Genomic DNA, 22,781 nt, shown 5'->3' with positions numbered 1-22,781 from the left:
AGTTGCCCTCGACATGGCAGGTCACGACGGTGCGGCCGCGGTCAGCTGCGCGCCCGGCTCTCCGCGAGCCTGCGCGGCGCCAGGGCCTCCGGCAACAAGCGCGAGGCCCTGCGCCTGAGGCGCGAGATGGGCGTCGTACCCAAGACCGCCCAAGCCGTCGTCCTGAACAAGGTCGCGCGCGCCGAGGTCGAGGCGCTCAAGCTGCGCCACGCGAGCCGCGCCCAGGTCCGGATGGCCAAGGTCCGCCAGGCGATGCGCGACTGGCGCGCCGCCGCGCTCGGCGCGAGGCCCGAGCCGATGGCCGCCCCCAACCCCGCCGCCGTGCGCAGCGGCGGCGTCGCCGTCAGCGCCGGCGCCAAGGCGCCGGCGGCCGAGGTCAAGCTCCCAAAGCCGAAGGAGCACCCGATGTGGGCCTCCTACGACCAGATCGTCGACGACGTCTTCAAGACCGGCTTCCAAAAGTACATGTGGGGCGTCTACAAGCGTTACGGCCAGTTCATCCTCGAGAACGCCGACGCCAACGTGCCCGGCCGCACCCCCTTCGACCTCGCCGAAAAGCTCGTCCAGGCGGTCAAGCAGCACCCGGCCAAGGCCGAGGAGCTGATGATGTCGTACACCGACGGCCGCCAGGTCCCGCAGCCGGGCCAGCCGTCGCGGGCCGACCGGCCGCAGCCGGGGCCGCGCGTCGTCGAGATCGAATCCGCGCCGTCCGGACCCGCCTCGACGGCGCCGGAACCCGCCTTCAAGCAGAAGGGCCGGATCCCCCGTCCGACGCCCGACCAGGTCGAACCGTTTCCTTATGACCTCACGCCGAGCTTGCGAGAGGAGGTCATAACGGTCGGGCCGCCCCAAGCCGAGCCACTGGACGAGAAATCGCCAAATGGATACGGGCTGCAGTCCGAGCCTCCGACCGACGAGGATGAGGAATATGCAAAGCTGAAACGCAGGAAGAGAAAGCACGCCCTTCAGGTTCAACGCGCGCGCCGACAGGCGGGGCCAGATCTATAAACGTCGTCTGTAATGAGTCGTCGAGTGGCATACAGGCGCCGCGGAACGAACTCACACTTCTAGACGACCAGGACGAATCTCGCTCGTGATGGCGATCGCGCAAGGTTCGTCAGTGGGGTTGGCTCTGCGCCCGCCTTGGACGGCCTGCCGAGGATCCCGGCGACCGTGCAGGCCTGTTCCACGGTCAGGTAGTGTCCGAGGACGGAGTCGCCATGCAGGTTCTCGATCCTGTCGAGCACCGGCTCGTCGCGCTCGAGCGCGCCTCGGGCGCTGGCAATCGCCTCGCGGATCTCCGCTTCGGCGACGCCGAGGTAGAAGGCGATGTGCGTGTGCCTGGCCCTGAGCACTCCCTCGGCGTCGACGAACATGTCGATCGCCTTCAAGGCGCGGTCTCGCTCTGACGGAGGATCTTCAGCAGGAGCCTCCGCGAGACGTCGTCCCTGTGCAGGGTCTCGTGGAACCAGGTCAGCCGCCCGTGGACGATGCTGGCATCTGCCTTCTCGCGGGCGTGCATGACATCCTGGATCATGCTGAGCCTGTCGGTCTGCGGGAGGCCGTCGACGGCGAAGTCGACGTGGTTCCGGTTCAGGAACCGGCCCGCCCCGCCGAGGGCCGTCGGCCGCTCGCCGAGGGCGTCGATGAAGGGGCGCGAGGCGAGATGGGCCTCGAACTGCGCGACGGTCATGCCGAGCGCCATCGCGAGCGAACCGTCGAGGACGTGCATCTCGGCGCCGAATTCGGAGAAGATAATGCCTTTGAAGGAAGTGGTCCGGTCGAGGTCGAAGCCGCTAGAGGGCGGCGCGATGGCGGGCTGGTGCGGAGCGCCGACCAGTCGCTGGACTTTGTCCGGCGAGACCAACTTGCCCTTTCGCCAGGCGATGAACACGTGCGTCATGAGGATGCGCAGCTCGCGGCCCTTCTTCGTCCGCGTCATCGGGACGAGGTAGTAGAGCGGGTCCTCGGTGAGGTAGTAGACGGTGCCTTCTTTCGTTGCGCCGTTGCCGCTTTCATACGGCTCACTCACTGAGTAAACCGTTCCGAAGAGCCGTAGGTCATCGAGGTGGCGGCGCGTGAGGGCGCGCGCCTTGTAGGTTTTCGTGTTCGAGCCGCTCGCCGGTTCCTCGTAGAGGTACTCGCCGAGATCGAGGTCCCTGACGGTGAGGTCGCCGTTTTTGATGGTGAAGCGAAGCCCGTTCTCGACGAAGGTGTCGCCCTCGCTGATGCCTTCCGGGATGGTGACGTCCTTCATGATGGCGGCCTCCGTCGCGAATCAGCGTGTCAATTCCTAGGGTGGCAGCTGTCCACAGCCTGGGCTAGACATCTCGGATCGGTGGAAACCGCGCCACCGCGTCGCGGTTTGCGCCACCGTGGCGCAAATCTCCAGGGGGGGTTTGGGACGCCATGTCCCAAACCGATTTGCTCCGCTGTGGAGCAAATCGACGAGGCCACCGCATCATGGGCGGCGGGTATCGCAGGGCGGTCCCGCCGCACCCCGCTTCTGAGGCGGGGACGCTCTTCGTCAGGCGTGAAGGTGCCGGCTCTATGGCACCTTCATCATGGTCATCGGCAGGGCGTAGCCATGTCCTGTGGCCCGTTTCTCTTCTGGGCAGATCACCCCGTGTCGCGGGGTGATCTTGCCTGTTTGCAGGGGTCCGGACCAGAACGAGAGTGCTGGCGCGGACCCTTGGAAACGGACTCTGGTGGGCTGTCGGACCGCCATGAGTCTGCTCTTCGAACGACCCGCTGCCACCCTCTCAGGGTGGTGCGATCACCCATCGGGGGAGCGCGCGGGACGAGGCCTCTCAGGCCGGATTCGAGAGCCTTACGCAGGCCGCCGAGAGCGCGGCCGGAGCCCGTCGGGAGACCCCTCGGAGAGCACGGGGAGCGCGGCAGCGGGCCCATCGAAAGTGATCGGAACAAGGCGAGAGCCGCGATCCGTCACTTTTGTATGTCGTGCCCTCCTTCTCCCTCTGTCTGGGCCTAATGCGTTGTAGCATTTGTCCCTTGATAGGCCCAATAGTTAAGTCGTTGAAATCGCACGTCGTAGTGCGTCTGCGAAGCCCGATTTCCCGACTTGAGAGGGATCTCCCCACGGCTCGTTGTAGAGCCGCCTGTGGCCGTCGTAGGCCCGTCCCAGCGGAAGAAAAAAGGCCCGTTTGTGGGATTCGATTAGCTCGAAGGGCTCAACTCGATTGAATCCCACAAAAGGGTGTTCCGCTGGTGGTAAGCCCGGATTTCAGCCTCCTCAATCAACGAGAATCCCAAGAAGCCGGGCCGTTCTGGGATTCCATGCCTGACTCTTGAAGAATCCCAGCTCCAATGCGATTTTTGGGATTCTGCAATGCGAATCCCATTTCCTTGAAGCGTCGTGGGATTCATCCGTGTGAATCCCGAATTTGCTAGAGACTTCGGGATTCCGTGAACTGAATCCCAGCCTGCTCGGAGTTCTTGGGATTCACGGGGATGTGCCGTGAGGCGGCTCATGATACGCTCTTCGGCCTGCGCCGACCCCTTGAGTAGGGTGTCAGGGGCAACAGTTCCGGTGTCCTCGGTCAAGTGAAGTGGTGAGAATGCCGAACCCGACTCATAGCTAGACCGAACCCGTCCGCCGGGCGCACCGGACTGCGGCGGCGGGGCGGTCGGGTCGGCCAAGTCTGGAGAGCACGGTCCCGACGAGGTCAACTTTCTACGACCTGTCTTTGGGCAGATCACCGGAGGCGAAGTTTGCCGAGTTAGGCTTGCTCGACGATGGCGGACTGCTCGACGACATCGTCGGCGTGATGGCCGGGAGGCTGCGCCAGCTGTTCGACGCGCACGCCTCGTTCGAGGCGTTGCGGGGTCGCCTGGCGGAAATGTTCCAGGAGGTAAAGGACGACCTCGGGAGGAAGTCTCCGGTCGAGGTAGGCCCTTCGGTCGACGCGGCGCGTAACGAGCGCGACAACGAGCGTGTTGCGGACCGTGAGGCGAGTGTCCCGGCGATGCACTTGTTTGAGGCGGTCGGGGGGTGCTCCGCGAGATGGTTCAGGACCAGTCCGACGGGACGCGGGACAAGCGGCTCGCGGTGGGTCTGGTTCACAGCCCCCTGCGTATGGACCAGAGGCACGTCGCCTCGGCCGACGGCGCGATTGAGCGGATCCGGCGCCCGCACCTGGCGGGGCGGAGGAGGCGTCAGTGGAAGCGGTCGCCTGAACTACGGTCCGGCCCTAAGCCGGAGGGGACTCTCTTGCAGCGGAGTGATCCGCTTATCCTGAGGTTCTTCTCGCCGACCGTGAAAAAAGCCGATCCGCGAGCGTCGGCTTTTTCCATTCGGGACCGTCGGGTTCGGCGAGGGATGTCCCCGGTCCGGCCGGGCCGCCTTGCGGCGCGCCGACCCGTTCGACTTGCTGAAGGCTCGCCAATACCTAAGTCGGAAGCGCACTTGCCAACCTCGCGCGCTGCCCACGTTCTCGGAGGTATCCTGCACCCTCGCTTCCTGGCAAATTGCTAAGGTCGATTGTCGGGGACAGCGTCGTGGGCTTAACTGGGATCCTCGTCTTAGACCATTCAACAGCAGGTAACTGACTGCGTGCACCCGTCTGTTACATGCCGCTGTCGGTGCGCCGAACGTTGAGGTGCGACCGCAAAATTCAACCTTGATCAAAAACCGATCGCCAGGTAGTCGGTTCCGGATGCCAATGGTATGCGACAATAGAACTGGCTTCGGCAAATCTGTGTTCCACAGCAGTCAGCTTGCCTGATGATGAGGCTTCGCCGACATCCTGTCATCATCGGGCTGATATGCGCTGCGATGGGGGCGTTAGGCTCAATCGTCGTCGGTAATCTGCTGCCAGAGCCACAGCCTCTCCGACAGCCGCTCCCTCACCATCTCTCCTCGTCCGACGAGCAGCTCAAGATCTCGATGGGGGCGCTATTCGGCTCGAACTACCTGCCCGGGAATAGGATCGAAACGCTGGTCAACGGCGTCGAGATCTTTCCCGCGATGTTGCGCGCGATACGCGAAGCGCGGCACACGATTACCTTCGAGACCTACATCTACTGGCGGGGCGATGTAGCCGTCGAATTTGCCGAAGCGCTTTCTGCTAGAGCCCGCGAAGGCCTCAGCGTGAAGGTGCTGCTCGACTGGGTCGGCAGCATCCCCATGGACGAGACGCTCGTCGAACGCATGCAGAAGGCCGGCGTTGAGGTCGTCCGGTTCCGCCCGATCTCGTGGTACACGCTCGATCGGATCAACAACCGCACTCACAGGAAGCTTCTGATCGTCGACGGCCGCATCGGCTTCACGGGTGGCGTCGGTATCGCCGACGAATGGAAAGGCGATGCGCGCGCGCCTGAGGAATGGCGTGACAATCACTATCGCCTGGAAGGCCCGGCCGCAGGGGAGATGCAGGCGGCTTTTGCCGAGCACTGGCTTGAGGCGACTGGCGAACTGTTGATGGGCGATCGGTACTTCCCTGCGCTTTCGCCAGTTGGGGACCACGCCGCGCAAATCGTTGTCAGCTCGACCCACCAGCGCAATGTCATGCATCTCATGCTGCTGACCGCGCTCGCTTCCGCGCAGACGAGCGTGCGGATCGCGACGCCCTATTTCGTCCCGGATGAGTTGATCAGGCAGCAGCTCGTCGAGGCGCGCAAGCGAGGCGTCGACGTTCATGTGCTCGTACCCGGCCCCGAGACGGACGCACGCATTGTCAGGAAAGCATCCCGCCATCTTTGGGGCGAGCTGCTCGAAGCCGGTGTACGCATCAGCGAGTATCAACCCACCTTCTTCCATTGGAAGATGGTGATCGTCGACAACATGTGGACGTCGGTAGGCTCTACGAACATCGACGACCGCGCCCTGAGGCTCAACGACGAAGCCAACATCAATCTCTTCGACCGGCCATTTGCAGATGCCCAGATTGCACTGTTCGAAAAGGACGTGGCGGCCTCGAAGTCGTACACCCTCTCCGACTGGACGAGCCGCTCTGCAAACCAGAAATTCTCCGACTGGCTTGCGTCTCTGTCACGCTCGCAGATCTAAAGGCGCCTTCTGATTTGACGGGTAGGCCTGGACGCGATTAGCGCAGCCGCCTGCAAGAGGCAGTTAGGTCCATCTTATCGCAAAGCGAAAACCTCGTAGGCGCGCCTCAGCGTCATGTCTGAACCTCCCGGCGCGAAAATCCGGACCTCGACCGCAATTAGGGCGGTCGGCAGGGACTGGTCGCGTGTGAGAGCCGGCCTAGGGCAGTCAGCGACGCATTGACGTCGAGGGCCCGTCTGGCCGGCCCACCTGCCCGACCGGGCACGATCCAGGAACCGCTCGAGCGGTTTGACGCGTCGATGGGCGAAGATGAAGCCGATGCCTCTCCGAAGCAGTTGGTGCTGGCCCCAGTGCCTCGGCTTCCGCTGATTGACCGGCCTGCCAGAGCATGACGAGCTCGCGACCTATCCATGCGTGCGTGCCGCGGCAGCTCGGGGAGAACTACTTGGCAGACGCTTCTCCGGCCGGCACACAAACGAACGAAACGCCGGGCTTCGGCCCCTCGCGCTGAATAATTGAGGCCTCTAACGCAGCAGTTTGGCAAGTGGTTTTATCTGCATGCTGCGCTATCGGCGTCACCACAGATGAACCGTAAGCGCTGAGGATCACCATTATAAGCAGGTACTGGCCCATTGCTTCACTTCATCTCCTATTGATGCGGTCTAGTCCGGCGCGATAGTCCGTTCCTTGAATAGGAGCAACGCGTTGTTTTTGAGGTCCTCCTCATCAAGCGCGAGAGGCGCACAGGCCGCAATCACGTGAGCAATCCTCTGGCGCTCGACGTTTCGGCGCTCCGGAGGAATATCGGCAGCGACTTCAATCCAGGCTTTGTCCATCGCAGCATAAGCCCGGGCGAGATCGGCCGGATCAATCAACGACGAAAGAGGCAGTCCCGTCTCCTGATTGCTGAAAACGACGCGAGAATTCTAAGGTCAGGGGATCGGAGTTCAAGAGCCGTTTCTCGATGGAGAAAGCCCTGAGGGCCTTGAAAATCGAAATTTGGAAAACCAAAATTTTGTTATCGCGCAGCCGCCGGTGGCGCGCGAGACCGGACCCCATGTTGCTTCTTGGAGGATATGGCCATGGCACCCGTTGCTGCTCTCAACCGTGGCTTGGGAGTGCGGACCGATGAACAGTGATCATTTTAGGCGCCCTGTCGTCATCCTGACAGGCCTGGGGCATCCGACCGCCGTCTCGTCGGTGATGGAGGCCTACACGTTTCTGGCAGATTGGCCTCCCATTAAACGCGATGCCGCGCATAGCTTCGCGATGAAAGCCTGTCTTGCAGCGCTTCAGGACGAAATCGATGCAGAGACCGCTAGAGGTCTGTTCGCGTCCTGGGCGGAACGTCAGGACATCCTCGCCCCGGATCTGTCTTCGTTCATTTCCAGCTGGCGAGCAGGATCGCCCGACCTGTGAACTAGGGCCCGGCTTCCTTTCGGGGAACCGGGCCTATGACCGATCTCGTGCGAACCGCTGCTGAACGGATTGCCCCACGATCCAATGGAGCGACCGACTAGTCGTTGCCGGCGCGCCGATTGATACGGATCGGGCATGCCCTTACCTCCGGGCGGCGTCGCAGGAAGTTTGTGTATTCATGAAGCACAGCATGGTCTGCGTCGGTATCGATGAGGACTGACACGGCGTTCACCACGAACTCGGTGCCAGCCTATTATCCCTGCACAGTTTGGTGCTGGCGGCGGGGAACAGCAGCCGGTCAGAGCTCTGCCCGTATGTCTTCTCGTCAGCGTCCCTCCGCCCCTACCAGCGTGCTCCCTAGATCGGCCCTCCCGGCGCTCTATTCGCGTATGAGAGCGATGAGCGGAACAGACGAAGCGGTCGAGCTGAGCGGAACAGTGGAGGTCTGACCGCGTTTTGGAGACGCATCCGCTGCATAGCAAACGGGAGCGACAACCATGAAAACGGCTATCTCCATGACGGCCTGTCTTCTGTTGGCGTTGTCTTCCAACGCCGCCCAGGCCGGCGCCTGCACTGCTGAAATTGAGACGCTCACGAAAACGATGTCCAGTAAGGATGCTGGCTCCGGCCCCACTGTGGGAGCGGGTGGCACTGGCAGCGCGCAGCCTCAAGCTTCTGGACAGCCTCAGCACCCACCAGCGGCTATCATGGGTCAGGAGACCCAAGGCAAGGCGACTTCTCCCGACGACGTTCGACGTCAGACTGAGGGACGCCCCACCGCAGCAAGCGGTTCCCCGGACAGTAAACCGGGCGAGGCATCAGTCGCTCTCTCACGTGCAAAAGACCTCGATGCACTTGGACGAGAGACCGAATGCTTGGAAGCGGTGCGAAATGCGCAGCGCCTCGCCGGGTCCTCGGGAGGCAAATAATGACCGAGAGGAAAGACGATACTGTTGGGCAGCCTCGCAGGGCGAGCGACAGTCAGCCCTCGGCCCAATACGGGGACGCCCTCGCTGAAGGAGCCCGCAAAGCGGGGTACTAGGTCCACCAAGCGCGACAACGGAGGAACTCTGAGACCCTCCGATTCCTGGAGCCCGATCGATCCCGGCCGTGCCACGAAACAGGGCCGCGGTGCTCATTAAGCACGCTACCGTCCCCCGTTCCCGAATGCCTACGATGACACAACGCGACCGCATGACCGGGTCAGAGCTTCGCGAAGCGTTACGCTCATTGCCAATGGCGCCCGACGATTTCGGTCGGTTGATCGGCTCTCCGGAGAGACGGGTGCTACGATGGATTCATGAGGAGGAGAACATCCCTTTATGGGTTCGCGGGTACTGCGCCGCCCTGACCGTCCCCGAAGCCAAGACCCGTGCCTGGCGATCAGTGCGACCTCCTGGCGGCGACGGAGAAATGGGGGGCCCGGAATGAGGACAGAGCGTAACGCCTCGAGCGGTTATTCTTGCTGCCCTCAACGAGAAATGACGGCGGCATTGCGGACTAATGAACCGTGGCGGTACCCTCATCCGGTTCGACGATGCCGCCGAGGCCGACGACATCAACAGCATCGACGAATGCCACCTTCGCATCGGTGTCCATCGCGAAAGGCTCCTGCCAGATCGTGGAGTGCCCCTCCTGTTCGACGACCTCAAGGGTCCATCCTTCAACGCCTTCGAGCTTGTAAAACTCCACGCGCACGGTGATTTCGTCCTCAGTGTAGTCCTGAGAGAGCGTTGACCGTGTGATGCCGCGGCGGTCAGCCATCTTGGTCTGTCCATTTCGGTGCACGGCGAGTCGACACGAGGGAATCTTCACAATTGCGGCTTATCGTCCCGCGGGAGTTAATAACGATAAGCCAGCGCGCCATCGCCAGAACTGCGATTAGGCAGCGCTCAACAGCGGAACGGGAAGAACGTCGATACGTTCCCCTGGGCACGCTGTGGGCCGGGCCTGAAGTCTCGGATTCGGAGCTCCGTCGCCAGAACGCTCGGCTGCGAGCAGGCTCAAATTGGCCAGATCGGAAACCTAATGGTTCAGCTCTTGACGGTTTGCAGGATTGGAACCGAGTGGGCGTTCCGAGATGTCACCGGATCTGAATACGGGCACTCGGCTGATATCCGTAAGGTGGTGGAGCAGGCTGAGCATATGGCCCGGCGAACTGGTAGCGATGTACGCCTCACCAGTGAGGCTGAGCAGCATTACTGCGGGATGAAAGCAGGTGATGGGGCGTGCGTGTCGATGGGCTCGAAGGCCAATCGATCGTTCGTAAGGATGTGGCGGGACCTCCGGTCATATCTACAGCGGAATCGAAAGCTCTAATTTCGCTTGGATCGAGCCCCGACACAGACAGCGTCGTCAGGCCCCAACAGCTTTCCTTAACGGGGGCATCGTCCGCGCTACCCGGTCTGAAGCGGCGACAGCGGAGTATAATGATGACCCTTCTCATGGACTGACGGTCCTGCCATTGGCTTGCCTCTCGCGCGTTAAAGCCAGCCACGCGATGGGCAACGCCGGTTCCCAGCGCGCCACGTTCAGCCCAGGGGATACGAGCCCCAACGAGAGGGCCCGGATTTGCACGTCCGCGACGGAAGGCGTCGAGTTGGAGGTGGACATCAATCCATCAGGTCCGCCGTAACCTTGCCTCCGTTCTCCGCGAGCTTCTTGATGACCGCCTTGTGCAACCACATGTTCATCGTCGCGGAATCGTTCGTGTCGCCAGTGTAACCGAGCTCGTGAGCCAGCTCCTTTCGAGCCGTCAGGCTGCTGTCGATCTTAAGGGCCTTCAAGAGGTCCACGATCGACACCTTCCAGTCGAGCGGCTGACCGTTGTCCTTCACGGCCTTGTCGAGGATTGGCGCCACGTCGACCTGGTCCACGGCCGACGACATCGGTGCGGGTCCGACGCTAGTGGTCGGCTCACCCATGGCCGTACCGGCCGGGACGGTAGCCGGAGAGGGCGGAACGGCCGCTCCAGGCACGCGAGCTGGAGTCGGCGCGGCAACGGTATCCGCCTTGGCCTCGCCGAAGATCGCCTTCTTGATGCTCTCGAAAATGCTCATCTGCTTCTCCTGTTCAACCGAGCAGAAAACGGGTGGTACCCCCTCGTCTCCCGCGCTGGAGAAGTCTGGAAGCGGTCAGTTTGCCGACGCTCAGGTAGAGCCCGAGCTCCCCTCCTCGGCCGCACGACGCGCTTTTGAGGCGCGCTTGCAGAAGTCACGCCTGATAACGACGAGATCTTCCTCGTCAAGCTCCTCCAGGTCGAGGAGTTCCTCACGCGCTCCTTCCAACCTGATGATGAGTTCATCGAGCTTGATCTGCATCGCGGCGGTGTCGCGGTTCTGACTGTCTGGATGATGAAAACCATCAAGAAGGTGATGATGGTCGTAGAGGTGTTGATGACGAGCTGTCATGTATCGTTGAACCCGAAGATCGGGCCGGATACTGCCCAGAAGAGGACCAGGCCGACTGCGACGAAGAACGTGGTCGGCTTGCCCGTCCAACTGGAAACCGCCTGAGCAACCCGGGTGAACAGGGACACCTTGTTGTCCTTGTGAATGATGTGATCGTAGCTCGACATGGTGCACCTCGATCGGCGTTTTACGGAGACTTCGTCCGCAGAGCAGTTCAACTGGCAGCGTTCATGGCGAGTTCCGGCCTAGTGTTGGAGGAACTCCATGACGTCATTCGACGAATTCTCGACGGGTGCGCGCTCTTCGCCGGACGGCCCGCGAAGCGCGGCAATGCGGGGAAAGGCAGCCCGCCCCGAACCTGGATCGAAGGCCGGGAACCGCGATCGGGGCGAACCGTTAGATCGGTTTCAACCCCAGCGGAGGAACCCGCCATGGCCAGCGAGCCCAAGACCCTCAACGACCTCTTCATCGACACTCTCAAGGACATCTACTACGCTGAGAAGCAGATCCTGAAGACGCTGCCGAAGATGGCGAAGGCGGCCACGTCACCTGATCTCAAGGCCGCTTTCGAAAAGCATCGCGACGAGACCGAGACCCATGTCGAGCGTCTCAGCCAGGTTTTCGAGATCGCCGGAAAGGCCCCGCGCGGCAAGACCTGCGACGCCATCCTCGGCATCCTTGAGGAGGGTAAGGAGATCATGGAGGAGTACGCCGACAGCCCAGCGCTGGACGCTGGACTGGTCGCTTCGGCGCAGGCCGTCGAGCATTATGAAATGACGCGCTACGGCACGTTGAAGACCTGGGCAACGCAGCTTGGCCTCAAGGATGCCGCCGCGCTCCTGGAGCAGACACTCCGTGAGGAAGAGACCACCGACCAGCTTCTGACCAAGCTCGGCGTCGCGACGGTCAACAAAAGCGCTCAAGGCAAGGCTGCCTGAGGCCGAACGCGCGTCGGCTCTCCCGGAGCCGGCGCGCCCCCCGGGAGGAAGACATGGGCGAGCAACTGCCGCCGCTCACCGACCGCACCGTCCACATCTGCGTGGACATGCAGCGAATATTCGCTCCGGAGGGCCCATGGACCACCCCCTGGATGGCGCGTGTCCTCCCACAATGCGTTGCCCTTGCGGCGGCATATCCGCTGGCCACCCTCTTCACGCGCTTCATCACCCCACCCTCGCCTGAGGCCGCCATCGGCACATGGCGGGACTTCTACCGCCGCTGGCCGGAGACGACCCGCGATCGCCTGGATCCCGCACTCATCGAGCTTGTCCCGGAGCTCGCCAGATTCACGCCCCCGGCCCCGATTTTCGACAAGCCCGTCTACTCCGCCTTCGCGAGCAGCAGGTTGCTTGCATACCTGCGGGAGCGCTCGATCGACACCGTCGTGTTATCAGGAGCAGAGACCGATGTTTGCGTTCTGTCCACGGCGCTCGGCGCGGTCGATCATGGCTACCGGGTCGTGATCGCGACCGACGCCGTATGCAGCTTCTCCGATGCAGGGCACGATAGCCTGCTGGCGCTTTTCCGGGAGCGCTTCAGCCAGCAAATCTCGGCGGTCACGGTCGAGGAGATCCTCGACCGCTGGCACGGTTGAGTTAAGGAGCGAGTACACTTCGCTGCCCGCTGATAGCGGTCTTGTCGACGGAAGCGTTCGGCCTCGATTGGCAGGAACCTCGCCACGTCAGCCTCGTTGAGTGTCTCGCAACGACGAGATTCCCATGGCTAAGAATTCGAAACCAAAACCCGGCAATGGACCTCATGGAGCGTCGCAACTGCCGTCCGTCCAGGTGACGAGCTATAATCTTGAAGCGCGTGATGAGGATGGTTTCGTCGGCGACAAAGCGAGACGAGCGGCGATCTTCGAGCATCTCGAGGACGTGCGAGCGGTGTTGCGCAAGACCGGCGATGACCCACTCGATGTACCGAGCGAAAATCTTAAAAAAAGGGATCTCGACAGCCTGCTCGCCGAGGGCGACCCCACGGAAGCTGCGGTGGTCCACAGCGCAGTCGAGCGATACGCGGAATCCCTGGCGATAGTCGTTCGACGGTTTTGCCGCGGCAAGGCTTGGTCGCAGATCGAACGAATTGCCGTCGGGGGCGGCTTTCGGCAAAGCCGTGTCGGGGAACTCGCGATTGCGCGGGCGGCCATCATCCTGCGCACGCAAGGGCAGCCCATTGAGCTTCAACCGATCCGCAATCACCCTGATGAGGCTGGCCTGATAGGAAACGCGCACATCGCCCCGAAGTGGATGTTCGAAGCGTTCGATAGTCTCGTTGCCGTGGACATAGGCGGATCCAACATCCGTGCAGGCATCGTGGAACTGCGTCAGGCCAAGGCATCGGATCTGAGCAAGGCCAAGGTGTTCGAGTTCGAACTTTGGCGCCATGCCGACGAGGCCACCGATCGCGACCTTGCGGTGGAGCGGATGGGAGAGATGATCCGGAACCAGATCAAGGCAGCCGAGCGTGCTGGATTAAGGGTGGCGCCCTTCATCGGCATCGGCTGTCCGGGGATCATCCAAGCGGACGGCACGATCGACCGCGGCGCCCAAAATCTCCCGGGCAACTGGGAGAGCAGTCGCTTCAATCTGATCGACAGCGTGCGGGCGACCGTCCCGACAATCGGGAAGCACGACACCATGGTGACGATGCATAATGACGCCGTGATCCAAGGCCTGAGCGAAATGCCCTTTATGCAGGACGTCCGGCATTGGGGTGTGCTTACCATCGGGACCGGGCTGGGGAACGCCAGCTTCGAAAACCGAGCGCACGCAAAGAAGCCGGCTTGATCCGGAGGTTTCATCCTTCACGCTCTCATACACTTCGGAACCGTTCGAACTTATTCACCGTGGAGACGTTTGAGGCAGACCACGGAGGTCCGCCATGAACGCGAAAGGGGAACGCAGTCGGTCGGTCTGGATGGACGTTGAGGTCGCGCCCGACGCGGCGCCTCTGGAATCCGACCATTCCGCAGATGTTGCCGTGGTGGGTGCGGGAATCGCGGGCTTGTCCATCGCCTACGAGCTCACCTTACGCGGCCTGTCCGTGGTGGTGCTCGATAGGGATGAGATCGCCGGGGGGATGACCTCGCGCACGGCCGCTCATCTTGCGCCGATCTGCGACGATTCTCTGGCCGACTTGTTGTCGATGCGCGGGCGGGATCTGGCGAAGGCGTTCCAGGCCAGCCAGAACGCGGCCGTCGACCGGATCGAGGCCATTCAATCCGAGCTCGGGATCGACTGCGAATTCCGGCGCCTGGATGGAATCCTGTTCCTCGATCCGGCGAGCGACGAGAGCGTGCTGGATGACGAGGTCGCGGCGGCCAATGAGATTGGCGTTACGGTAGAACGGGAAAAAGGCCTGCCGCTGCGGACCCTCGAGGATCGCCCCCTTCTACGCTACTCCGCGCAGGCCACATTCCATCCGCTGAAGTATCTCCGGGGCATCGCCAAGGCGCTGACGGACAAGGGCGCCCGTCTGCACCCCGACACTGCGGCGCGGCCTTGGCAAGGTCGCGGCCTTCCGGACCGAGGACGGCGACGTCATCGAAAAGTCGGCCGCGTGCACTCACCTCGGCTGTCATCTGCATTGGAACTCGTTCGAGATGTGCTGGGATTGCCCTTGCCACGGCTCCTATTTCGCGCCGGACGGGACCGTGCTCAACGCTCCGGCGATCGGTCCGCTCGCCGATGTCGAAACGACGGATGCCGGAGAAGGCCGATGATCCACCACGTCTCGCTCGCAACGAATGACGTCGCCCGGAGCAGGCGCTTCTACGACCGCGTGATGGGGGTGCTCGGATCGCGTCTTCTCAAGGCGTCGGAGGAGTCCGCTGACTATGGGATCTCGGCGGTCATCTTCAGTCTGGAGACGCCGGTCGACGGCAAACCTGCCTCCGCCGGGAACGGCGTCCATGTCGCTTTCGACGCGGCGGCCGTGACGCGGTCGCCAAATTCCATCGGGTCGCCCTGCAGCATGGCGGAACGGATGCGGGAGCGCCCGGACTGCGGCGCGAATACGACCCCCATTACTACGGCGCCTTCGTCCTCGACCCCTACGGCAACAAGATCGAGGCAGTCACCCATCACGGGAAATGAGACAGGGAGGCGCAGATGATCGGGACCATCACCAGAGCCGCCCTGTCGGGCACGGCCGTTAGCGTCGCCTCGACGATCGCCCTGGCGCTCGCAGCGAAGGCCGAGGGCCGACACGCCGTGCGTCCGACCAATGCGACCGGACACTGGTACCTGGGCGACCGGGCGGCCGTCTCCCGAAACGTCGATGCGAAGCATACCTTGCTCGGGTTCGCGACGCACGAAGGTGCCTCGATTTTCTGGGCCGCTATCTTTCAAGGCTTTCAGAAGCTCGGTCCTCGACGCCCGGCTGTCGTGGATGCCATCGGCGTCTCCGCCCTGGCCGCCTTCGTCGATTACGTCGTAGTTCCGAAGCGTCTGACGCCGGGCTGGGAGAAGGTCGTCTCCCCGCGCTCGATCGCAGCGACGTACGGCGTCATGGCGCTCGCCCTCTGGGCAACCTCGGCGCGGAAGAGCCATCCATGAGCCGGGACGCCGTGATCCTCGGCGCCTTGGCGGGGTTCGTCGCAACCCTGCCGATGACGGCGACGATGTCACGGCTTCACCAGACCCTGTCATTGGAAGAGCGATACCCTCTTCCACCGCGTGAGTTGGCCGAGGACATGCCGTCCATGGCGGTCGGCAGGGCAACAGCGACGCTGACGCTGGTCTACCACTTCCTGTATGGAGCTGCGGCCGGGGCTCTCTTCGGCGGGATCACCGACGCAGGGATATCCCGGCAGGCGCGGCATTCGGAATCGCCGTGTGGGTCGCCAGCTACCTCGGTTGGATTCCCGCCTCACGGCGTCTCAGGCTCGCAACGCGACATCCTGCCCGTCGCAACGGTCTGATGCTGATTGCGCATCTGGTGTGGGGGACGGCGCTGACAGCTGGCTTGCAGGAACTGGAGCGCGCGCAAGCCGCGAGCTTTTCCCGATCGGCCAGCCCGGACAAGCGACTGAAGGACCGACCGGAGGGACAGGGATGAATACCGCCAACCTGCAACTCGAGGGCCTGATGCTCGCGGTCGCGGCGCTCTTCGGCGAAATAAAGCGCAAGGGTTCGCTCGACGACGGGGACATCGAACAAGCGCTCGAACGGGCCGAGCAGGGCGCGTCGCGGCGGACGACCGATCTTACCGCCGCGAATGCCGAAGCGATCCTTTTCCCGATCCGGTTCCTGAGGGAAGCGCTTCGCCGGGCAGGAGGAGAACTGGTTACCAGAGTGTCGTCGCTGAACTCGGTCGGGCCCGGAACGACGACGCGACTACCCGAAGAGAGTGATCGGCGGCCGAGCCATCATGAGCCAGAGTATGGCCAGAATGGCCCCGAAGGCCGGGAACCCGAAGATGAACCACGTCCAGAACAGCGCGCGGTATTGGGGTGGTAGCGGCGCCCCGACGCTGTCGGCCCGCTCGGCCATGTCGCGCATCCGCATCTGCATGACCACGACGGGAAGCCAGAAGATCCCGATGACGATGTAGAGAATGATCGACAGCACGATCCACCCCTCGGACAGGTGATAGCCGACCTCGCGGGCCAGGAGCACGCCGGTGACGGGCTGGGCGATGACCGCGCTGGCCGTGAAGACGAAATCGGCGATGACGACGATCCGGGCGACACCGGCGATCTTGCTCACATTCCCGGTGAAATGAGCCATGACCATGAAGAAGGCGATCCCGGCCCCGGTGCCGATCAGCACGACGGCGCCCAGCAGATGCAGGTATTTGAGGAGCAGATAGGTCATCAGCGATCCCTCAGGGTGGCGAGGCCCACCGCCATCAACGCAATGACCGGCGCGATCTTCAGAATCGGCGCCAGCGGATCGAACCAAAGCCACGGCGTGACCCACGAGCCCGCCAGAGCGTAGGCCAGGGACACGCCTATCCCGGCGAGCATCGCGGGGCGTGCGGTCTTCCGGAAGGCGATACCTATCCCGATCGAGAGATCGGCGAGGCCGCCGCCGACGATGACGAGTTTCGCCCAAAGGCCGGTGACGCCCCCCTGCTCCATCAAGCTCATGCCGGTCGGCAACCCCGGGCCGAGCGAGGCCAGTCCCGAGCCGATCCAGAATATCGCGAGGCTCCCGATGACGATGGGCTTCAGCAGATAGAGCGAGGCGAACCAGCGATCCTGGACGGACGCCGGCCGGGCTTCGAGGGTCTGCGAGATGCGTCTGGGTTCGAGCCCGGTGAGACGCTTCCACTCGCTATCGTCTCCGGTCGCGCCTCTCGCAACCTCCAGCCTCGCAGTGCTTCGGATCGGCGGTCGCCAGCCCAGCCTTCCTGCGAAATCCCCAGTGCGATACGCAAGGGCTGCCATCCAGCGCGGTATGGCGAACTCGACCGCCGGCGGCAGCCCCAGCCAACGACGATACAGCCGGACGAGTTCGACGAATTCGAAGCGTTCCGGCCCGGCGAGTTCCACCGCCACCCGTGTCGGGGCATCGGGGGAGAGGAAGAACCCGACCGTCGCGACGACGTCCTCGAGGGCGACCGGTCTGAGCGCACCCGTATCGGGCATGACGGGTACATACGGCAAGCTCGACAAGCCGCGGATGAGGGCGCTGGCACCGTAAGCCGACGGGCCGAGCACGACGGATGGACGCAAGATGATCCAGTCCAGCCCACTGGCGGAAAGCACGTCATCGCCTGCCCGCTTCGTCGCCGAGAACCGCGTGGGTGTCGCGCGATCGACGCCCATCGCGGAGAAATGGACGAAGCGTTCGACCCCCGCCGCCCTGCAACCAGCGACAAGATCGGCCAGCCCCGTTCGATGGGTCTGCTCGATATCGTCAGATGGCCCGTCTTGAAGAGCGCCCGCGCAGTTCACGACCGCCGTCACGTCCTCGAGCAGGGTCTCCCATTCGGCCCTGTCGGTACGTCCCAGCTCGGCAGCCGACCATTCCATCGTTCGGTGGCGCCGAGGGGCGTCCCCGATATGTCGGGCGACGCCCACGACGCGGATGCCGCGGGTGATTAGTGCAGCCGCAATGCTGCTCCCGATCAGCCCCGTAGCTCCGATGACGGCGATACGATCCACGGCTCTCTCCGGCTGGTGGCCATGCGGCCCCAACCCTGAGCTCGTTCGTGGAGTTCCGGGAAGGCTACCCACGCGGAACCTGGATTTACGGGCCGCGTTTTTTCGGACTGGAGCTACGGGTATCGGGGCACCGTCAGATGCGGAACTTCCTGCGCGACAACGGCCTGAGCTTTGCGCTCTCGGCAATGTTCCTTGCCTCTCTTGCAGGCATGGCGCTGACCGGGCATGCAGCCCGGAACCAGGAACTCACCGAGCATGGCCAGGCCGCGATCGGCTTCGGCGCCTACCTGTCCGGAGGCGTCTTCCTCTCGGCACTTTTCGAGAACTGGGAAAGCGAGTTCCTGCAAATGTCAGTGTACGTCGTCCTAACGGCGATGCTCTTTCAGCGCGGCTCGGCCGAGTCGCGGGACCCGGACGATCCTGAGCGAGAAGGAGACGAGGTTCCCTGGCGAAAGCGTCATCCGGTCCTCGCCTGGCTTTATGAACGATCGCTGGGCATTGCCCTCGCCGTTCTCTTCGTGATTTCGTTCGTCTTCCACTGGTGGTTCAGCGTCGTCGCGGCCAATCAGGAGGCTACGCTTCACGGCCGGGCGGCGCAGTCGGCACTTGAATATCTCGGTGACTCGCAGCTTTGGTTCGAGTCCTTCCAAAATTGGCAGTCAGAGTTTCTTTCAACGGCCCTCCTGGTCGTTCTGTCGATCTTCTTGCGCCACCGCGGCTCTCCCGAATCCAAACCGGTGGCAGCCGCCAACGACGAGACCGGCGCTTGAGGACGCTGATGGGCTGAACGGAAACCGGCTCCGGCGCAGTGAAAGGCGAGCGATGCCCGAAGCCTTCGACTGCCTGATTATTGGGGGCGGACCTGCGGGACTGACGGCGGCCATCTATCTGGCGCGGTTCCATCTGTCCGTGACCGTGGCCGATGATGGCAACAGCCGCGCGCGCCAGATTCCGTGCACTCACAACCACGCCGGGTTTCCGGAAGGCATTGCCGGGGCGGATCTGCTGGATCGCATGCGCGAACAGGGGCGCAAATACGGGGCCCGCCTGCTCGAAGGGCATGTCGACGAGTTGGTGACAGGTCCCCTCGGGTTCGTGTCTCGCGGTCGTGAGGTGACAGGCCCTGCGAGAACTGTGCTTCTCGCAACCGGAGTGACCAACAGGCGACCTGATGTTCCCGAGCCCCTTCATGCTGAGGCACTGCGCACGGGCAGGCTGCGCTATTGCCCGGTGTGCGATGGCTATGAAGTGACCGACCATGACGTAGCCGTCATCGGCTGCGGTGCTCGCGCCGTGACCGAGGCCATCTTCCTGAGGTCATACACCGATCGGGTCACGCTGATCCTCGATCAGGACGATGAACTGACCGAGCAGGATGCCGACCGGATCAACAAGGTCGGCATCAGGTTGGCTCGAGGACGGCCGAGCGAGTTCACCCTCGGTGCGAACCAGATCCACTTCGCTGTCGGTCAACGACAGATGGCATTCGATACCGTCTACCCATCCCTCGGCTCCGAGATCCATTCGGAACTGGCCGCATCGCTCGGTGCCGCTATGACCGACGAGGGGTGTATCAAGGTCGATGCGCACCAGCGGACGAATGTCCCGGGATTGTACGCTGCGGGCGATGTCGTGGTCGGGTTGGACCAGATCAGCCATGCGATGGGTGAGGCCGGCGTCGCCGCCACCGCGATCCGCAACGACTTAGCCGCCGTCAGGCCGATCCTGCGCTAGTCCAATCGGTCGCGGTGGCCCGTCCGCGAAAGGGCCTCTAGGACGAGGGCCTGCGCCTCCTCAACAAGGCCAACGTGCCGACCGCGACGGCACCCGCACGCCCCGGCAGCGGCCGGCGCCATCGTCCGCTTTGGCCGCGTCAGGAGCTTCGCCATTCTTGAGATCTCCAGAGACGCTTGCCGATCCCCCGCCTCACGGGGTCAAACTTGCACGCCGAAACACATCAGTACCAGCCTTGTTGTCGGCAGCGTCGGCGCCCCGTAGTCCAATGGGCCGCGGTGTGCCTTTGGTGGTGTCGCGCTGCGTCTGACGCTCGGCCTCGGAATTCAGTTCGGCACCGACCAGGATGATAATCGCCGACAGCCACATCCACATCAGAAGCGCGATTACGGCGCCGAGTGCGCCATAGGTCTTGTTGTAATCCTCGAAGCTGGCGAGGTACCACGAGACGAGGGCCGACCCGAGCAGCTAGGCAACGCTTGCGAAGACGGCGCGGGGACTGACCCATGCCCACTTGGCGTCGTCACGGCTAGGCCCGAAGCGGTCCAGCACAGCGAGGCCGATCATCAGAATGGCGATCAAGACGGGCCAGCGGCCGAGCCATATGAGCCATTCCGCTGCGTCCCCGAGGTTAAGGTTGTCGAGCATGACCGGGATCGCGGCCACCGCGCCGAGTGCCAGCACGGCGAACACGAGAATTCCGAGCGTGAAGGTCAGCGAGGTCAGGTTCAGCCGGACGAAGCTGTGCTTATCCTCCTCACCATAAGCGACGTTGAGCGCATCGAAAACGGCTTTCACCCCCGCGGTGGCACTCCACGCCGAAAGCCCCAGGCCGATGACGAAGGCGAAGCCGAGCTTGGTCTCGTTGCCCATCGAGATCCGGATGATCTGGTCGCGGACGACCTCGATCGCCCCGCCGGGCAGCATGCCCTTCGCTGCCGAGAGTTGCTCCGCAATCGTTCCCGGATCCGCGACCAGACCGTACAGGGACACGAAGGCCGTGATGGCCGGAAGATTGCAGGCAGCCCATAGAAGGTCACGCCCGCCGCGACCGCGAGCACCCTGTCCTGGCCGACCTCGCCATAGGTCCGCCAGAGGATATCGCGCCAGCCTGTCGGCGGAATCTGGGTCCGGCGTGTCAGCATCAGCCTCGTCAGCGTCGTCAAGGCCACCGGCGCTGTTTCTCGTCCGGACGCCGCCGGCAAGCAGTGTATATGCCTGCGCTGCGATTAAGGATATTGCGAGACCCGCCAAGACTGCGAGCGAAGCATGTTTGACGATAGAAGCTGTGTGCACGTGACCCGTTCCAGCGTGGCGACGACGTCCTCGGCCCGATAGCTGAAGCGCGGATCGGCCGCCGGCGAGAAGCGGGAGAAGGTGTCCACCACCGTCAGAACCCGGATCTTGCGACCCCTGGGCGAGCTGATCATGGACAAAATCCATCGCCCAGACATCGTTCGGCCGCGTCGCCGGCGCGCGATCCTCGCGCAGCTTCGCCTTGCCCGGCGCTTGGGCGCCTTGTTCCTGAGCTGCAAGCCTAACTCATTGTAGATCTTCGAATCCGCTTCTGATTGACGTGCCAGCCCTCGCGCCGCAGCAGCACGTCGACACGACGATAGCCATGGCGGACGCGGGTCTCGCAGATCGCCTTAATCCGGGCTGCCAGGGGGGCCTGGTCGGGCCGGCACGATTTGTAGTGGTAGCTCGACGTGTCGAACTCCAGGACCACACAGGCCCGCCGGATCAACACCTGCCATTCGCCACACATCGCGCCGACGAGCTCGCTTGCGACCAGGCCTCAGGGCTTTCGGCGGATCACGTCCTGCAACATCTCACGGTCCAGCCGAGATCGGCGACGAGCTTGCGCAGCTTCGCGTTCTCGTCCTCGAGCTGCTTCAGCCGGCGCATCTCGGCCGGCAGCAGCCCCTCGTACTTATTCTTCCAGTTGAAGTAGGTCGCCTGGCTGATCCCGGCCCGCCGGCAGATCTCCGCCACCGGAATCCCGTCCGCGCCCTGCTTCAGGATGAACGCCTTCTGGGCGTCCGAGAACTTCGAATCCTTCATCGTCTTCCGCTCCTCCCAGCCCAAGGGAAACGTCGCGGAAAACTCTAACCCAAAGCGGTCCAGTTTTAAGGGCTTAGATCAATGCGAGAATGCGGTAAGAGCGAGACCGGCAGCCTTGTTCGTCCAGATGCTTGCTAACTGGCGAGGCGCGTCCGTCAGCGCGGTTATGACAACCGACACCTACACGACTATAGCGAGGTTGGCCCGCTGCGCGGGTAGATGCCGTCAGGGGGCGTTGAGGAGAAGCAGCCCATCCCGAACATCGACCCGCTCACCAACACTGCTCCGCGGCCGTAGAGCTGCCAAGCGGCTCTGCGATCCGGGACTGCAAAGGTCCAGATGTTGGCTTCGGCAGCCGCCCAGACCAGTTGGCCATCGATAGCCGCCATGGCCGAAATGACCTCGGCCGGCGGTACTGTCCGGCTGAACACGACCGTCACATTCGAGCCTGAAGTGAGTGGGGTCGCTGCGGCAATCCCCGTGCCTGTTGTCAGAACCGCTAAGCAAAAGGCACGGCCGGTGCCGATAGGCGGGCCTGGCAGGCGTTGGTTTGGTCTACCCACCCAAAGGCCGGCGGCAACCAGGGCCAGCCCGAGAGCAAAGAACGCCAAATCCCAGACCAACCAGTTCGGCGAGCCTTCTCGGATGTGGTGAAGGCCGAGTATCCAGTGATTGAGAACTGCATCGAGCAAATGCCAACAGCCAAAGCCCACGAACACCGCGGCGATGACTGTCCGGCCGGACCCTTCAACCGACAGATCCCGGCGAGCCATAAAAAGCATGCCCAAACCAATTAACCCGACGCCGTACATCACCGCATGAAAGAGGCCGTCAGCGAGCATGCGGAAGCGCAAGTCCTGATAGGCAACGCCATCCAGACCGCTGAGCAAACTATGCCACTGAAGCACCTGATGGAGCAGAATTCCGTCGAGAAACCCTGCTAGTGCTACCCCGATCAGAAAGCCAGCGCCGCGAAGAGTTCTGGATGGCATCTGGCAAGCTCCCACGCGGT

The 22,781-nt window shown here is 63.1% G+C and carries 18 protein-coding genes and 4 pseudogenes; 11 read left to right on the top strand and 11 right to left on the bottom strand.

Features of this window, described 5'->3' with window-relative positions; translation table 11 throughout:
* Window positions 1-126 precede the first annotated feature (126 nt).
* The gene (locus ASE63_RS18760; RefSeq protein WP_056804759.1) at window positions 127-1,008 is read left to right on the top strand and encodes a hypothetical protein; all 882 of its coding nucleotides are present in this window, start codon (window positions 127-129) and stop codon (window positions 1,006-1,008) included.
* Between the two features lie 59 nt (window positions 1,009-1,067).
* On the opposite strand, the gene ASE63_RS18755 is transcribed toward ASE63_RS18760, so the two are convergent.
* Both ASE63_RS18755 and ASE63_RS18750 read right to left on the bottom strand, forming a co-directional pair.
* Window positions 1,068-1,391 (bottom strand): hypothetical protein, encoded by a 324-nt coding sequence (locus tag ASE63_RS18755; protein WP_056804756.1) that lies wholly within the window; start codon window positions 1,389-1,391, stop codon window positions 1,068-1,070.
* Entirely contained in the window at window positions 1,388-2,257 is an 870-nt protein-coding gene (locus ASE63_RS18750; protein ID WP_056804753.1) for a hypothetical protein, read from the bottom strand. Before ASE63_RS18750 ends, ASE63_RS18755 begins: the two co-directional genes overlap by 4 nt.
* Window positions 2,258-4,744: 2,487 nt before the next feature.
* Here ASE63_RS18750 and ASE63_RS18740 point away from each other — a divergent pair.
* Window positions 4,745-6,028 carry a phospholipase D-like domain-containing protein gene (locus ASE63_RS18740; protein ID WP_200962589.1) on the top strand — a complete coding sequence of 428 codons (1,284 nt, stop codon included), beginning with the start codon at window positions 4,745-4,747 and terminating at the stop codon, window positions 6,026-6,028.
* Window positions 6,029-7,156: 1,128 nt separating this feature from the next.
* Window positions 7,157-7,447 carry a DUF982 domain-containing protein gene (locus ASE63_RS18735; RefSeq protein ID WP_056804744.1) on the top strand — a complete coding sequence of 97 codons (291 nt, stop codon included), beginning with the start codon at window positions 7,157-7,159 and terminating at the stop codon, window positions 7,445-7,447.
* 1,500 nt (window positions 7,448-8,947) lie between these two features.
* On the opposite strand, the gene ASE63_RS18730 is transcribed toward ASE63_RS18735, so the two are convergent.
* The 3 genes and pseudogenes from ASE63_RS18730 to ASE63_RS26820 form a co-directional block, all read right to left on the bottom strand.
* The gene (locus ASE63_RS18730; protein ID WP_056804741.1) at window positions 8,948-9,211 is read right to left on the bottom strand and encodes a hypothetical protein; all 264 of its coding nucleotides are present in this window, start codon (window positions 9,209-9,211) and stop codon (window positions 8,948-8,950) included.
* Between the two features lie 848 nt (window positions 9,212-10,059).
* A complete protein-coding gene (locus ASE63_RS18725; protein ID WP_056804738.1) occupies window positions 10,060-10,506 on the bottom strand; it encodes a DUF3597 domain-containing protein in 447 nt (148 codons plus the stop codon).
* Window positions 10,507-10,596: 90 nt separating this feature from the next.
* Window positions 10,597-11,024 (bottom strand): annotated as a pseudogene (locus tag ASE63_RS26820) (low affinity iron permease family protein).
* Between the two features lie 264 nt (window positions 11,025-11,288).
* Here ASE63_RS26820 and ASE63_RS18720 point away from each other — a divergent pair.
* The 4 genes and pseudogenes from ASE63_RS18720 to ASE63_RS18705 all read left to right on the top strand — a co-directional run bounded on the left by ASE63_RS18720 (window position 11,289) and on the right by ASE63_RS18705 (window position 14,581).
* Entirely contained in the window at window positions 11,289-11,795 is a 507-nt protein-coding gene (locus tag ASE63_RS18720; protein ID WP_056804734.1) for a ferritin-like domain-containing protein, read from the top strand.
* Window positions 11,796-11,848: 53 nt separating this feature from the next.
* Entirely contained in the window at window positions 11,849-12,451 is a 603-nt protein-coding gene (locus ASE63_RS18715; protein ID WP_056804731.1) for a cysteine hydrolase, read from the top strand.
* A gap of 124 nt (window positions 12,452-12,575) precedes the next feature.
* The gene (locus ASE63_RS27425) at window positions 12,576-13,646 is read left to right on the top strand and encodes an ROK family protein (RefSeq protein WP_056804729.1); all 1,071 of its coding nucleotides are present in this window, start codon (window positions 12,576-12,578) and stop codon (window positions 13,644-13,646) included.
* 94 nt (window positions 13,647-13,740) lie between these two features.
* Window positions 13,741-14,581, top strand: a pseudogene (locus ASE63_RS18705) (FAD-dependent oxidoreductase).
* Between the two features lie 112 nt (window positions 14,582-14,693).
* Here ASE63_RS18705 and ASE63_RS28500 read toward each other — a convergent pair.
* Window positions 14,694-14,942 (bottom strand): hypothetical protein, encoded by a 249-nt coding sequence (locus tag ASE63_RS28500; protein WP_244491452.1) that lies wholly within the window; start codon window positions 14,940-14,942, stop codon window positions 14,694-14,696.
* Between the two features lie 27 nt (window positions 14,943-14,969).
* Between ASE63_RS28500 and ASE63_RS18700 the strand changes: the two genes are divergently transcribed.
* Together ASE63_RS18700 and ASE63_RS18695 are read left to right on the top strand one after the other, a co-directional pair.
* On the top strand, window positions 14,970-15,416 hold the full coding sequence (locus ASE63_RS18700; RefSeq protein ID WP_056804723.1) for a hypothetical protein: 447 nt from the start codon (window positions 14,970-14,972) through the stop codon (window positions 15,414-15,416).
* Entirely contained in the window at window positions 15,413-15,781 is a 369-nt protein-coding gene (locus tag ASE63_RS18695) for a hypothetical protein (RefSeq protein WP_056804720.1), read from the top strand. The genes ASE63_RS18700 and ASE63_RS18695 overlap by 4 nt, the downstream gene beginning before the upstream one ends.
* A 415-nt stretch (window positions 15,782-16,196) precedes the next feature.
* On the opposite strand, the gene ASE63_RS18690 is transcribed toward ASE63_RS18695, so the two are convergent.
* Window positions 16,197-16,676, bottom strand: a complete 480-nt coding sequence (locus ASE63_RS18690; protein WP_056804717.1) for a DUF2269 domain-containing protein — start codon at window positions 16,674-16,676, stop codon at window positions 16,197-16,199.
* A complete protein-coding gene (locus tag ASE63_RS18685; protein WP_056804789.1) occupies window positions 16,676-17,971 on the bottom strand; it encodes an SDR family oxidoreductase in 1,296 nt (431 codons plus the stop codon). The genes ASE63_RS18690 and ASE63_RS18685 overlap by 1 nt, the downstream gene beginning before the upstream one ends.
* 137 nt (window positions 17,972-18,108) lie before the next feature.
* On the opposite strand from ASE63_RS18685, the gene ASE63_RS18680 reads away from it, so the two are divergent.
* Entirely contained in the window at window positions 18,109-18,741 is a 633-nt protein-coding gene (locus ASE63_RS18680) for a DUF6766 family protein (protein ID WP_056804714.1), read from the top strand.
* A gap of 52 nt (window positions 18,742-18,793) precedes the next feature.
* Entirely contained in the window at window positions 18,794-19,705 is a 912-nt protein-coding gene (locus ASE63_RS18675) for an NAD(P)/FAD-dependent oxidoreductase (protein ID WP_056804711.1), read from the top strand.
* A gap of 192 nt (window positions 19,706-19,897) precedes the next feature.
* Here the strand turns inward: ASE63_RS18675 and ASE63_RS27785 are convergent.
* The 3 genes and pseudogenes from ASE63_RS27785 to ASE63_RS18650 form a co-directional block, all read right to left on the bottom strand.
* A pseudogene (locus tag ASE63_RS27785) lies at window positions 19,898-21,001 on the bottom strand (YihY/virulence factor BrkB family protein).
* Between the two features lie 2 nt (window positions 21,002-21,003).
* Window positions 21,004-21,769: pseudogene (locus ASE63_RS27420) on the bottom strand (transposase); the annotation flags it as partial.
* A gap of 188 nt (window positions 21,770-21,957) precedes the next feature.
* A complete protein-coding gene (locus ASE63_RS18650) occupies window positions 21,958-22,761 on the bottom strand; it encodes a DUF2243 domain-containing protein (protein WP_056804703.1) in 804 nt (267 codons plus the stop codon).
* Window positions 22,762-22,781 lie beyond the last annotated feature (20 nt).

The organism is Allobosea sp. Root381, from assembly GCF_001429395.1.
GTDB lineage: Bacteria > Pseudomonadota > Alphaproteobacteria > Rhizobiales > Beijerinckiaceae > Allobosea.
Note: the sequence above shows the minus strand (reverse complement) of the source record. Positions and strands in the feature narration are given on the sequence as shown.

Bases quoted from the DNA above. Each gene is read 5' to 3' on its own strand.
- ASE63_RS18650 (WP_056804703.1), bottom strand. From the start codon at position 22,761: ATGCCATCCAGAACTCTTCGCGGCGCTGGCTTTCTGATCGGGGTAGCA.
- ASE63_RS18700 (WP_056804723.1), top strand. From the start codon at position 14,970: ATGATCGGGACCATCACCAGAGCCGCCCTGTCGGGCACGGCCGTTAGC.
- ASE63_RS18725 (WP_056804738.1), bottom strand. From the start codon at position 10,506: ATGAGCATTTTCGAGAGCATCAAGAAGGCGATCTTCGGCGAGGCCAAG.
- ASE63_RS18735 (WP_056804744.1), top strand. From the start codon at position 7,157: ATGAACAGTGATCATTTTAGGCGCCCTGTCGTCATCCTGACAGGCCTG.
- ASE63_RS28500 (WP_244491452.1), bottom strand. From the start codon at position 14,942: ATGGGTGACTGCCTCGATCTTGTTGCCGTAGGGGTCGAGGACGAAGGC.
- ASE63_RS18675 (WP_056804711.1), top strand. From the start codon at position 18,794: ATGCCCGAAGCCTTCGACTGCCTGATTATTGGGGGCGGACCTGCGGGA.
- ASE63_RS27425 (WP_056804729.1), top strand. From the start codon at position 12,576: ATGGCTAAGAATTCGAAACCAAAACCCGGCAATGGACCTCATGGAGCG.
- ASE63_RS18730 (WP_056804741.1), bottom strand. From the start codon at position 9,211: ATGGCTGACCGCCGCGGCATCACACGGTCAACGCTCTCTCAGGACTAC.
- ASE63_RS18740 (WP_200962589.1), top strand. From the start codon at position 4,745: ATGATGAGGCTTCGCCGACATCCTGTCATCATCGGGCTGATATGCGCT.
- ASE63_RS18760 (WP_056804759.1), top strand. From the start codon at position 127: ATGGGCGTCGTACCCAAGACCGCCCAAGCCGTCGTCCTGAACAAGGTC.
- ASE63_RS18715 (WP_056804731.1), top strand. From the start codon at position 11,849: ATGGGCGAGCAACTGCCGCCGCTCACCGACCGCACCGTCCACATCTGC.
- ASE63_RS18720 (WP_056804734.1), top strand. From the start codon at position 11,289: ATGGCCAGCGAGCCCAAGACCCTCAACGACCTCTTCATCGACACTCTC.
- ASE63_RS18690 (WP_056804717.1), bottom strand. From the start codon at position 16,676: ATGACCTATCTGCTCCTCAAATACCTGCATCTGCTGGGCGCCGTCGTG.
- ASE63_RS18750 (WP_056804753.1), bottom strand. From the start codon at position 2,257: ATGAAGGACGTCACCATCCCGGAAGGCATCAGCGAGGGCGACACCTTC.
- ASE63_RS18680 (WP_056804714.1), top strand. From the start codon at position 18,109: ATGCGGAACTTCCTGCGCGACAACGGCCTGAGCTTTGCGCTCTCGGCA.
- ASE63_RS18695 (WP_056804720.1), top strand. From the start codon at position 15,413: ATGAGCCGGGACGCCGTGATCCTCGGCGCCTTGGCGGGGTTCGTCGCA.